Origin of the sequence: Burkholderia sp. BCC1644, assembly GCF_902833225.1 — a bacterium.
GTDB lineage: Bacteria > Pseudomonadota > Gammaproteobacteria > Burkholderiales > Burkholderiaceae > Burkholderia.
Genome location: NZ_CADFEI010000011.1, coordinates 13,289 through 25,014, shown reverse-complemented (window position 1 = coordinate 25,014; position 11,726 = coordinate 13,289). Strand labels below are relative to the sequence as shown.

Genomic DNA, 11,726 nt, shown 5'->3' with positions numbered 1-11,726 from the left:
AAACGAGCGTGACGGGATGGCCTGCGACGTCGAGTCGCGTGCGATTTCCGTCGAATCGCCGGCGCCGCGATTTTTGCTATTTATATATAGAGGGGGTGGCGAATTGGCGGCTGATGGGCGCATGTTAGAATCTTGCGTTGCGTTGCGCATGCAGCGCCCACGCGAAAGGCGTTCGCCGTCTTCGCTCCGAAACGATACGGATACATGGATCAATTCGCCAAAGAGACCCTGCCCACCTCCCTAGAGGAGGAAATGCGCCGTTCGTATCTCGATTACGCGATGAGCGTGATCGTCGGACGTGCCCTCCCGGATGTCCGCGATGGCCTGAAGCCCGTGCACCGGCGCGTGTTGTTCGCGATGCACGAACTGAACAACGACTGGAACCGTGCGTACAAGAAGTCGGCGCGTATCGTCGGCGACGTGATCGGTAAATACCACCCTCACGGCGATACCGCGGTCTACGACACGATCGTGCGGATGGCGCAGGACTTCTCGCTGCGCTACATGCTGATCGACGGGCAGGGCAACTTCGGCTCGATCGACGGCGACAACGCCGCGGCGATGCGTTACACCGAAATTCGCATGGCGAAGATCGGTCACGAACTGCTCGCCGACATCGACAAGGAAACGGTCGATTTCGAGCCGAACTACGACGGCAACGAAACGCAGCCGTCGGTCCTGCCGTCGCGCATCCCGAACCTGCTGATCAACGGCTCGTCGGGCATCGCGGTCGGCATGGCGACCAACATCCCGCCGCACAACCTGAACGAAGTCGTCGACGCGTGCCAGCACCTGCTGGGCAACCCGGAAGCGACGATCGACGAGCTGATCGAGATCATCCCGGCGCCGGACTTCCCGACGGCCGGCATCATCTACGGTGTCGCCGGCGTGCGCGACGGCTACCGCACCGGGCGCGGTCGCGTCGTGATGCGCGCGGCCACGCACTTCGAGGAGATCGACCGCGGCCAGCGGATGGCGATCATCGTCGACGAACTGCCGTACCAGGTGAACAAACGCTCGCTGCTCGAGCGGATCGCCGAGCTCGTCAACGAGAAGAAGCTCGAAGGCATCTCCGACATCCGCGACGAGTCCGACAAGAGCGGCATGCGCGTCGTGATCGAGCTCAAGCGCGGCGAAGTGCCGGAAGTGGTGCTGAACAACCTGTACAAGGCGACGCAGCTCCAGGACACGTTCGGCATGAACATGGTCGCGCTCGTCGACGGCCAGCCGAAGCTGCTGAACCTGAAGGAAATCCTGCAGTGCTTCCTGTCGCATCGACGCGAAGTGCTGACGCGCCGCACGATCTACGAACTGCGCAAGGCCCGCGAACGCGGCCACGTGCTCGAAGGTCTCGCGGTCGCGCTCGCGAACATCGACGATTTCATCGCGATCATCAAGGCCGCGCCGACGCCGCCGATCGCGAAAGCGGAATTGATGGCGAAGCCGTGGGATTCGTCGCTCGTGCGCGAAATGCTGACGCGTGCCGAAGCCGAGAACGCATCGGCGGGCGGCCGCTCCGCGTATCGTCCGGAAGGCTTGAACCCGGCGTTCGGCATGCAGGGCGACGGGCTGTACCGCCTGTCCGACACGCAGGCCCAGGAAATCCTGCAGATGCGTCTGCAGCGCCTGACCGGCCTCGAGCAGGACAAGATCATCGGCGAGTACCGTGAAGTGATGGCGCAGATCGCCGACCTGCTGGACATCCTCGCGCGCCCCGAGCGGATCACGACGATGATCGGCGAGGAGCTGACCTCGGTGAAGGCCGAATTCGGCGACGCGCGCCGCTCGAAGATCGAGCTGAACGCGACCGAGCTGAACACCGAGGATCTGATCACGCCGCAGGACATGGTCGTCACGATGTCGCATGCGGGCTACGTGAAGTCGCAGCCGCTGTCCGAGTACCGCGCGCAGAAGCGCGGCGGCCGCGGCAAGCAGGCGACGCAGATGAAGGAAGACGACTGGATCGAGACGCTGTTCATCGCGAACACGCACGATTACATCCTGTGCTTCTCGAACCGCGGTCGCGTGTACTGGGTCAAGGTCTATGAAGTGCCGCAGGGTTCGCGCAACTCGCGCGGCCGCCCGATCGTCAACATGTTCCCGCTGCAGGAAGGCGAGAAGATCAACGTCGTGCTGCCGGTCAAGGAATTCTCGGCCGACAAGTTCATCTTCATGGCGACGTCGCTCGGCACCGTGAAGAAGACGCCGCTCGAGGCATTCAGCCGTCCGATGAAGAAGGGCATCATCGCGGTCGGCCTCGACGACGGCGACTTCCTGATCGGCGCGTCGATCACCGACGGCGCGCACGACGTGATGCTGTTCTCCGATTCCGGCAAGGCCGTGCGTTTCGACGAGAACGACGTGCGTCCGATGGGGCGCGAGGCGCGCGGCGTGCGCGGCATGCAGCTCGAGGACGGGCAGCAGGTCATCGCGCTGCTGGTTGCCGGCAGCGAGGAGCAGACCGTGCTCACCGCGACCGAGAACGGTTACGGCAAGCGCACGCCGATCACCGAATACACGCGTCATGGCCGCGGCACGAAGGGTATGATCGCGATCCAGACGTCCGAGCGTAACGGCAAGGTGGTGGCCGCGACGCTCGTCGACGCCGAGGATCAGATCATGCTGATCACGACGGCCGGCGTGTTGATTCGCACCCGTGTGTCCGAGATTCGCGAGATGGGGCGTGCTACGCAAGGTGTTACACTCATCAGTCTCGATGAGGGTACCAAGCTCTCCGGCCTGCAGCAGATCGCGGAGGCCGAGGAGGGCGATGGCGAGGCCGACGAGGCGTCGGACGGCGAAGCCTGAAGAACGGATGAGACTCTGGCCGCCGCGGGCGAAAAGCGCCGCGGCCGGCGAGCAACCATTCATATTTCCAAAAGGGAGTGATGATGCAAAAGCAATTCAAGCAACTGGTCCTGCTGGCTGCACTGGTGCCGACGTTCGCGATGGCGCAAGCGCTGTCGAATTCCGCACCGGCGCCTGCCGCGGCAGCTGCGCCGATCGACGCCGACAAGAAGGCGGCGATCAAGGATCTGCTCGACGCGATCGACGCGCCGAAGCTCGTGTCGGCAATCGGCAACAGCGCCGAAATGCAGGCCAAGCAACTCGTGCCGGCGATCCTGTCGGACGCGCTGTCGGAAAACAAGACGCTGAACGACAAGCAGAAGCAGGCTGCCGTTCCGACGCTGCAGAAGAACGCCGTGCCGAAGCTGGTTGACGGCGCAGGCAAGGTGTTCGGTACGCAACAGTTCCAGAACGACGCAATGTCGGCTCAGTACGACGCCTACGCGAAGTACTACAGCACGTCGGAGATCAAGGATCTGACGACGTTCTACAAGAGCCCGACGGGCCGCAAGTTCATCCAGGTTCAGGATCAGGTCGGTCGCGACGTGGTCAACGGCCTGATGCAGAAGTACATGCCGCAAGCGATCCAGGCAACGCGTACGCAGGCTGACAAGGAAGTCGCAGCAGTCAAGCCGGGCAAGTAAAGCCGTCCGGGCACGCCACCGGCCGTTCGGCCGGGTTTGGCGGGAGCCTGACGACAGTGCGATAATGGCCGTTTGCGCGTGAGCGCAAGCGGCCATTTCTTTTCTGGCGCGTTCTGCCGGCGGCGAGCCGGTCGCGTCCCTCCGAGGTTTTCACGATGCGCGTCTTTAATTTCTCCGCCGGCCCTGCGGCGATGCCCGAGGAAGTGCTGCGGCAAGCCGCCGACGAAATGCTCGACTGGCACGGCAGCGGCATGAGCGTGATGGAGATGAGCCATCGCGGCAAGGAGTTCATGTCGATCCACGAGGCCGCGCTGACCGACCTGCGCGACCTGCTCGGCGTGCCGGCCAGCCACCGGATCCTGTTCCTGCAGGGGGGTGGTATCGCCGAAAACGCGATCGTGCCGATGAACCTGCTCGGCTCGCGCAAGACGGCCGACTTCGTCGTGACGGGCTCGTGGTCGCAGAAATCGTTCAGCGAAGCGAAGAAATACGGCACGCCGCATCTCGCCGCAACCGGCAAGACCGAAGACGGCTTCACGCGCGCACCCGCACGGGCCGAATGGCAGCTGTCGGACGATCCGGCCTACGTGCATCTGTGCACCAACGAGACGATCGACGGCGTCGAGACGTTCGAGATTCCGGATCTCGGCGACGTGCCGCTGGTCGCGGATGTCTCGTCGCACATCCTGTCGCGCCCGATGGACGTCGCGAAGTACGGCGTGCTGTTCGGCGGCGCGCAGAAGAACATCGGGATGGCCGGCGTGACGGTCGTGATCGTGCGCGAGGATCTGCTCGATCGCGCGCTGTCGATCTGCCCGTCCGCATTCGAATGGAAGACGATTGCCGCGAACAACTCGCTGTACAACACGCCGCCCACCTACGCGATCTACATCGCGGGCCTCGTGTTCCAGTGGCTGAAGCGGCAGGGTGGCCTCGAAGCGATCGAGGCCCGCAATACCGAAAAAGCGAAGCTGCTCTACGACACGATCGACGCGAGCGGCTTCTATCTGAACAAGGTCGAGCCGTCGGCGCGTTCGCGGATGAACGTGCCGTTTTTCCTGGCCGACGAAACGCGCAATGAAGACTTCCTTGCCGGCGCAAAGGCGCGCGGGCTGCTGCAGCTGAAGGGCCACAAGTCCGTCGGCGGCATGCGGGCGTCGATCTACAACGCGGTGCCGCTCGAGGGCGTGAAAGCGCTCGTCGAGTACATGAAGGACTTCGAGCAGCGCGGCGCCTGACGGCGGCGCTGTTCAAACAGCACGGCAAAACGCATGGACGACGAACTGAATTCCCGCCTGAAACCGCTGCGCGATCGCATCGATGCGATCGATGCGCAGCTGATCGCACTCCTGAACCAGCGCGCCGCGGTGGCGCTGGAGGTGGGCGAGGTCAAGAAGCATTTCAACGCACCGGTGTTCCGGCCCGAGCGCGAGCTGCAGGTGATCGCGCGGCTGCAGGACATGAGTGCGGGGCCGCTCGCGAGCGAGCATATCAGCGCCATCTGGCGCGAGATCATGGCCGCGAGCCGCGCGCTCGAGCAGACGATCCACGTCGCGTTCCTCGGGCCGGTCGGCACGTACAGCGAACAGGCGATGCTCGAGTATTTCGGCCAGTCGATCGAAGGGCTGCCGTGCCCGTCGATCGATGAGGTGTTCCGCTCGGTCGAGGCCGGTGCGTCCGCGTTCGGCATCGCACCGGTCGAGAATTCGACCGAAGGCGCCGTGTCGCGCACGCTCGACCTGCTGCTGCAGACGCAACTGCTGATCAGCGGCGAACTCGCGCTGCCGATCCACCACAATCTGCTGACGCAAAGCGGCACGCTCGACGGCGTGAAGCGCGTCTGCGCGCATGCGCAGGCGCTCGCGCAATGCCAGCAGTGGCTCGCGGCGAATGCGCCGCAGCTCGAGCGGCAGGCGGTGGCGAGCAACGCGGAAGCTGCGCGTCTCGCGGCGGCCGACCCGAGCGTCGCGGCGATCGCGGGCGATCGCGCGGCCGCGCACTACGGCCTGCAGATCGCGTTCTCGCTGATCCAGGACGATCCGCACAACCGCACGCGCTTCGTGATCATCGGCAAGCAGCCGGCCGGGCAAAGCGGTCACGACCAGACGTCGCTGATCGTGTCGGTGAAGAACGAGCCGGGCGCCGTGTTCAAGCTGCTCGAGCCGCTCGCGCGGCACGGCGTGTCGATGACGCGCTTCGAGTCGCGTCCGGCGCGCGTCGGCACGTGGGAGTACTACTTCTACATCGACATCGAAGGGCATCGCGACGATGCGTCGGTGGCGGCCGCGCTCGCGGAACTCGGCCAGAAAGCCGCGTTCCTGAAGATACTCGGTTCGTATCCGCGCGCACGTTGACGCGCGGCGGTCCGTCGCCTGCACGTGCAGGCGCGGCGGCCAGGCGGGCAGGGCAGGCCGGTCGGCGCTGCCGAAGGCGGGTTCGGGCGGCATTCGGTGCAGGTTGCGCCGGGTGCGGGCCCGTTGCCCGGAATCTGGAATTCCGCGTGCGGGGCAACGCTTCGCGCGCGTAACTTGGCTCTTGTCGTGTCAGGCTTTGCATTCAACAAACTGGTCATCTTCGGTGTCGGCCTGATCGGCGGATCGCTGGCCCGCGCGCTGCGCGAGCGTGCGCCGGGCGGTGCGGGCGAGATCGTCGGCGTGGGCCGTTCGCGTGCATCGGTCGAGCGCGCACTGTCGCTCGGCGTGATCGACCGCGCGGCGGCGCTCGACGACGATGCGCAATTGCGCGCCGCGCTTGCCGGCGCCGATCTCGTGTTGCTGGCCGCACCCGTCGCGCAGACGGGCCCGTTGCTCGCGCGCATCGCGCCGTGGCTCGACGATGCGACGATCGTCACCGATGCGGGCAGCACCAAGTCCGACGTCGTTGCGGCCGCGCGTGCAGCGCTCGGCCCGCGGATCGCGCAGTTCGTGCCGGGGCATCCGATCGCCGGCCGCGAGTCGAGTGGCGTCGAGGCCGCGCTGCCGGACCTGTACGTCGGGCGCAACGTCGTGCTGTGTCCGCTGCCGGAGAACGCGCCGGAATCCGTCGCGCGCATCGAAGCGATGTGGCGTGCGACCGGCGCCGACGTGCGCATGATGAGCACCGAGCAGCACGATCGCGTGTTTGCATCGATCAGCCATCTGCCGCACGTGCTGTCGTTCGCACTCGTCGAGCAGATCCTCGGTGAGACCGACGCGGAACTGAAATTCTCGTACGCGGCGGGCGGCTTCCGCGATTTCACGCGCATCGCCGCGTCGAGCCCGGAAATGTGGCGCGACGTATGCGTCGCGAACCGCACGGCGCTGCTCGACGAACTCGACGGCTACACGCGCGTGCTCGCGCGGCTGCGTGAGGCGATCGACGCCGGCGACGGCGCGGCGCTCGAAGCCGTGTTCACGCGCTCGCGCGCCGCACGCAAGGCATGGCAGGAGCGCGGCGGCGCGCCCGTTGCCGAACCGGTCAAGAAATAACAGGACGATTCCCATGGACTATCTCGATCTCGGCCCGTACTCCAGCGCATCGGGCACCGTGCGCCTGCCCGGCTCGAAAAGCATTTCGAACCGCGTGCTGCTGCTTGCGGCGCTGGCCGAAGGCGAAACGACGATCACCAACCTGCTCGACTCCGACGACACGCGCGTGATGCTCGATGCACTCGGCAAGCTCGGCGTGAAGCTCGCGCGTGACGGCGACACCTGTGTCGTCACGGGCACGCGCGGCGCGTTCACCGCGAAGACGGCCGACCTGTTCCTCGGCAACGCGGGCACGGCCGTGCGGCCGCTGACCGCCGCGCTCGCGGTAAACGGCGGCGACTATCGCGTGCACGGCGTGCCGCGCATGCACGAGCGGCCGATCGGCGATCTCGTCGACGGCCTGCGCCAGATCGGCGCGCAGATCGACTACGAGCTGAACGAAGGCTTTCCGCCGCTGCGGATCAAGCCGGCGGCGATCTCGGTCGATGCACCGATCCGCGTGCGCGGCGACGTGTCGAGCCAGTTCCTCACGGCGCTCCTGATGACGCTGCCGCTCGTGAAGGCGAAGGACGGCCGGACCGTCGTCGAAGTCGACGGCGAGCTGATCTCGAAGCCGTACATCGACATCACGATCCGGCTGATGGAGCGCTTCGGCGTGACCGTCGAGCGCGACGGCTGGCAGCGCTTCGTCGTGCCGGCCGGCGTCCGCTACCGCTCGCCGGGGCGGATCATGGTCGAGGGCGACGCGTCGTCCGCGTCGTACTTCCTCGCGGCCGGCGCGCTCGGCGGCGGCCCGCTGCGTGTCGAGGGCGTGGGGCGCGCGAGCATCCAGGGTGACGTCGGCTTCGCGAACGCGTTGATGCAGATGGGTGCGAACGTGACGATGGGCGACGACTGGATCGATGTGCGCGGCATCGGCCACGACCACGGCAAGCTCGAGCCGATCGACATGGACTTCAACCTGATCCCCGATGCGGCGATGACCATCGCGGTCGCGGCGCTGTTCGCGAACGGTACGAGTACGCTGCGCAACATCGCGAGCTGGCGCGTGAAGGAGACCGACCGCATCGCCGCGATGGCGACCGAGCTGCGCAAGGTCGGCGCGATCGTCGAGGAAGGCCCCGACTATCTCGTCGTCACGCCGCCGGAAAAGCTCACGCCGAACGCGGCGATCGACACGTACGACGATCACCGGATGGCGATGTGCTTCTCGCTCGTCAGCCTGGGCGGCGTGCCCGTGCGGATCAACGATCCGAAGTGCGTCGGCAAGACGTTCCCCGACTATTTCGACCGCTTCGCCGCGCTCGCCAAAGCATGACCCGACTGTTCCGATGAAATCGACCCGACCCTTTCACCCGACTCCCGTCATCACGATCGACGGCCCGACCGCTTCCGGCAAGGGCACCGTCGCCGCGCTCGTCGCCGCGAACCTTGGCTTCCACCTGCTCGACAGCGGCGCGTTGTACCGGCTTGCCGCACTCGCGAGCGTGCGCTACGGCATCGCGGCGGAGGATATCGACGCGCTGGTGAAGCTGATCGACGATCTCCACATCACGTTTCGCGAAGGCTGTGCGCAGCTCGACGGCGTCGACGTGTCGAACGACATCCGCGCCGAAGCGGTTGGCAACCGCGCATCGGCCATTGCCGTGCACGGGCCCGTGCGCACCGCGCTCGTCGCGCGCCAGCGCGCGTTCCGCAAGACGCCGGGCCTCGTCGCAGACGGGCGCGACATGGGCACGGTGATCTTCCCGGATGCCGTGCTGAAGGTGTTCCTGACGGCCAGCGCCGAGGCTCGCGCGACCAGACGGCATAAGCAATTGATGCAAAAAGGTTTTTCTGCTAATATAGATGACTTGCTCCGGGATCTTCGTGAACGTGACGCGCGCGACAGCAATCGCGCAGCCGCGCCGCTGAAGCCTGCAGCAGATGCCAAGCTGCTCGATACGTCGGCGCTTTCGGTCGATGAAGCCGTCGATCAAGTGCTGCAGTGGTACCGGGCGCTCGGCCAGCCCGCCTGAGAAGGCGGGTCGCGGTAGGTGCTCCGCGTCGTAAGCGCGGAGCGTGTTTCGAACCCTTAACCCCGTGTGGTCATCGATCTGGCCCTTTCAGCCTGCCATTCCGGCCGGCGTGGCACAGCGACCCATGCACAATCAGATTTTTATGTCCGACCTGCAAACCTCTACCCCGAATACTGAATCTTTTGCGGCTCTGTTCGAAGAGTCGCTGACCCGCCAAGACATGCGCGCCGGCGAAGTGATTTCCGCCGAAGTCGTGCGCGTCGACCACAACTTCGTGGTCGTCAATGCAGGCCTGAAGTCCGAGGCTTACATTCCGATCGAGGAATTCCTGAACGATCAGGGCGAGGTTGAGGTGCAGTCGGGCGATTTCGTGTCCGTCGCGATCGACGCACTCGAAAACGGCTACGGCGACACGATCCTGTCGCGCGACAAGGCGAAGCGCCTTGCATCGTGGCTGTCGCTGGAAAAGGCGCTCGACAACAACGAACTCGTCACCGGCACGATCACCGGCAAGGTGAAGGGCGGCATGACCGTGATGGTCAACGGCATCCGCGCGTTCCTGCCGGGTTCGCTGGTCGACACGCGTCCGGTCAAGGACACGACCCCGTACGAAGGCAAGACGCTCGAGTTCCGCGTGATCAAGCTCGATCGCAAGCGTAACAACGTCGTGCTGTCGCGTCGTGCAGTGATCGAAGCGACCCAGGGCGAAGAGCGCGCGAAGCTGCTCGAGACGCTGAAGGAAGGCGCGATCGTCAACGGCGTGGTCAAGAACATCACCGACTACGGCGCGTTCGTCGACCTCGGCGGCATCGACGGCCTGCTGCACATCACCGACATCGCATGGCGTCGTGTGCGTCACCCGAGCGAAGTCCTGTCGGTTGGCCAGGAAGTCACCGCGAAGATCCTCAAGTTCGACCAAGAGAAGAACCGCGTCTCGCTGGGCATCAAGCAACTTGGCGACGATCCGTGGGAAGGCATCTCGCGCCGTTACCCGTCGGGCACGCGCCTGTTCGGCAAGGTCACGAACATCACCGACTACGGCGCATTCGTCGAAGTGGAATCGGGCATCGAAGGCCTCGTCCACGTGTCGGAAATGGACTGGACCAACAAGAACGTTGCACCGTCGAAGGTTGTCCAGCTGGGCGACGAAGTCGAAGTCATGGTCCTCGAGATCGACGAAGACCGTCGTCGTATCAGCCTCGGCATGAAGCAGTGCAAGCCGAATCCGTGGGATGACTTCAGCCGCAACTTCAAGAAGGGCGACAAGATCACGGGCGCAATCAAGTCGATCACCGACTTCGGCGTGTTCATCGGTCTGCCGGGCGGCATCGACGGCCTGGTCCACCTGTCGGACCTGTCGTGGAGCGAAACCGGCGAAGAAGCCGTTCGCAAGTACAAGAAGGGCGACGAAGTCGAAGCAATCGTGCTCGGTATCGACGTCGAGAAGGAGCGTATTTCGCTCGGCATCAAGCAGCTCGAAGGCGACCCGTTCAGCAACTACGTTGCAATGAACGACAAGGGCTCGATCGTCGACGGCGTCGTGAAGACGGTCGATGCGAAGGGTGCGGTCGTCACGCTGACGGGCGACATCGAAGGCTACCTGCGTGCGTCGGAAATCTCGCAGGATCGCGTCGAAGATGCACGCAACGTGCTGAAGGAAGGCGACAAGGTCAACGCGATGGTGATCAACATCGATCGCAAGTCGCGCGGCATCAACCTGTCGATCAAGGCGAAGGATTCGGCTGAACAACAGGAAGCGATCCGCGGCCTGCAGTCGGACACCAGCTCGGCTGCGACCGGTACGACCAACCTCGGCGCGCTGCTGAAGGCGAAGCTCGACGGCCAGAACCAGTAAGCCTCACGAGGTCTGCTGAAGTATGACCAAATCCGAGTTGGTCGCGCAGCTGGCATCGCGATTTCCGCAACTTGTCCTCAAGGATGCGGATTTCGCGGTGAAAACGATGCTCGATGCGATGTCCGATGCCCTGGCGAAAGGGCATCGCATCGAAATTCGGGGTTTCGGCAGCTTCGGCCTCAATCGTCGCCCGGCGCGCGTCGGACGCAACCCGAAGTCAGGGGAGAAAGTGCAGGTGCCCGAGAAGTTCGTGCCGCACTTCAAGCCTGGTAAGGAATTGCGTGAACGCGTCGACGGCCGCGCCGGTGAACCGCTGAAGGCTGACGATCCGGACGACGAGCGTTGAACGTCGTTCGGAGTGCCCGGAACCCGTCCGGCGAAGGCTGAAAAGAAAAGCGCCCCCTGGGGCGCTTTTTTCATTTCCGGCGGCAGCGACGCAACGGCTGGCGCAGGATGTGCGCAGCCGCGGAAACGCTTCCTTTACAATACGGGTCGATTCGGTGCGACGAAGGGGAGTCGCGCGCCGCAGCAAACCTCAACAAAGAGAGGGCTTCATGAAGTTTATCGTCTGGCTGATCCGGGTATTGGTGTTCGTCCTGCTGCTGGTGCTCGCGCTGGCCAATACGCAAACCGCGACGCTGAATTTCGTTGCCGGCTACACATGGCAAGCGCCGCTGATCCTGATCGGCCTGGCGTTCTTCGCCGTGGGGTTGCTGGCGGGCCTGCTGTCCGCGCTGCCTTCGATTTTCCGCCTGCGTCTCGAGAACGGGCGCCTGAAGCGCGATCTGCGTGCGGCGCGCGAAACGCCCGCCGTCATCGATCAGCCGCCGATGCCGCCCGTCATTTAACACGGACGCCGCGCGATCATCGCGCGGTTTTCGTCTCTGCTTCGATA

The 11,726-nt window shown here is 64.8% G+C and carries 10 protein-coding genes; all 10 read left to right on the top strand.

What is annotated here, in order from left to right; all coding sequences use genetic code 11:
* Positions 1–204 precede the first annotated feature (204 nt).
* The 10 genes from gyrA (at position 205) to HWX87_RS21975 (ending at position 11,679) form a co-directional block, all read left to right on the top strand.
* A complete protein-coding gene (gene gyrA, locus HWX87_RS22020) occupies positions 205–2,808 on the top strand; it encodes a DNA gyrase subunit A (protein WP_176049267.1) in 2,604 nt (867 codons plus the stop codon).
* Between the two features lie 83 nt (positions 2,809–2,891).
* Positions 2,892–3,491 carry a DUF2059 domain-containing protein gene (locus tag HWX87_RS22015; protein ID WP_021157463.1) on the top strand — a complete coding sequence of 200 codons (600 nt, stop codon included), beginning with the start codon at positions 2,892–2,894 and terminating at the stop codon, positions 3,489–3,491.
* Between the two features lie 155 nt (positions 3,492–3,646).
* Positions 3,647–4,729 (top strand): 3-phosphoserine/phosphohydroxythreonine transaminase, encoded by a 1,083-nt coding sequence (serC, locus tag HWX87_RS22010; protein ID WP_176049266.1) that lies wholly within the window; start codon positions 3,647–3,649, stop codon positions 4,727–4,729.
* A 33-nt stretch (positions 4,730–4,762) separates the two neighbouring features.
* A complete protein-coding gene (gene pheA, locus HWX87_RS22005) occupies positions 4,763–5,845 on the top strand; it encodes a prephenate dehydratase (RefSeq protein ID WP_176049265.1) in 1,083 nt (360 codons plus the stop codon).
* A 186-nt stretch (positions 5,846–6,031) separates the two neighbouring features.
* Positions 6,032–6,958, top strand: coding sequence for a prephenate dehydrogenase/arogenate dehydrogenase family protein (locus tag HWX87_RS22000; RefSeq protein ID WP_176049264.1), 927 nt, complete (start codon positions 6,032–6,034; stop codon positions 6,956–6,958).
* A 13-nt stretch (positions 6,959–6,971) separates the two neighbouring features.
* Positions 6,972–8,276, top strand: a complete 1,305-nt coding sequence (gene aroA, locus HWX87_RS21995; RefSeq protein WP_176049263.1) for a 3-phosphoshikimate 1-carboxyvinyltransferase — start codon at positions 6,972–6,974, stop codon at positions 8,274–8,276.
* Between the two features lie 13 nt (positions 8,277–8,289).
* Positions 8,290–8,976 carry a (d)CMP kinase gene (gene cmk, locus HWX87_RS21990; RefSeq protein ID WP_176049262.1) on the top strand — a complete coding sequence of 229 codons (687 nt, stop codon included), beginning with the start codon at positions 8,290–8,292 and terminating at the stop codon, positions 8,974–8,976.
* Between the two features lie 142 nt (positions 8,977–9,118).
* On the top strand, positions 9,119–10,831 hold the full coding sequence (rpsA, locus tag HWX87_RS21985; RefSeq protein ID WP_166957495.1) for a 30S ribosomal protein S1: 1,713 nt from the start codon (positions 9,119–9,121) through the stop codon (positions 10,829–10,831).
* A 22-nt stretch (positions 10,832–10,853) separates the two neighbouring features.
* Positions 10,854–11,177 carry an integration host factor subunit beta gene (locus HWX87_RS21980; RefSeq protein WP_006486894.1) on the top strand — a complete coding sequence of 108 codons (324 nt, stop codon included), beginning with the start codon at positions 10,854–10,856 and terminating at the stop codon, positions 11,175–11,177.
* A gap of 208 nt (positions 11,178–11,385) precedes the next feature.
* The gene (locus HWX87_RS21975; RefSeq protein ID WP_059779691.1) at positions 11,386–11,679 is read left to right on the top strand and encodes a LapA family protein; all 294 of its coding nucleotides are present in this window, start codon (positions 11,386–11,388) and stop codon (positions 11,677–11,679) included.
* Positions 11,680–11,726 lie beyond the last annotated feature (47 nt).

Coding starts and splice junctions, on each gene's coding strand:
- rpsA (WP_166957495.1), top strand. CDS start 9,119: ATGTCCGACCTGCAAACCTCTACCCCGAATACTGAATCTTTTGCGGCT.
- HWX87_RS21980 (WP_006486894.1), top strand. CDS start 10,854: ATGACCAAATCCGAGTTGGTCGCGCAGCTGGCATCGCGATTTCCGCAA.
- gyrA (WP_176049267.1), top strand. CDS start 205: ATGGATCAATTCGCCAAAGAGACCCTGCCCACCTCCCTAGAGGAGGAA.
- HWX87_RS21975 (WP_059779691.1), top strand. CDS start 11,386: ATGAAGTTTATCGTCTGGCTGATCCGGGTATTGGTGTTCGTCCTGCTG.
- pheA (WP_176049265.1), top strand. CDS start 4,763: ATGGACGACGAACTGAATTCCCGCCTGAAACCGCTGCGCGATCGCATC.
- serC (WP_176049266.1), top strand. CDS start 3,647: ATGCGCGTCTTTAATTTCTCCGCCGGCCCTGCGGCGATGCCCGAGGAA.
- HWX87_RS22015 (WP_021157463.1), top strand. CDS start 2,892: ATGCAAAAGCAATTCAAGCAACTGGTCCTGCTGGCTGCACTGGTGCCG.
- aroA (WP_176049263.1), top strand. CDS start 6,972: ATGGACTATCTCGATCTCGGCCCGTACTCCAGCGCATCGGGCACCGTG.
- cmk (WP_176049262.1), top strand. CDS start 8,290: ATGAAATCGACCCGACCCTTTCACCCGACTCCCGTCATCACGATCGAC.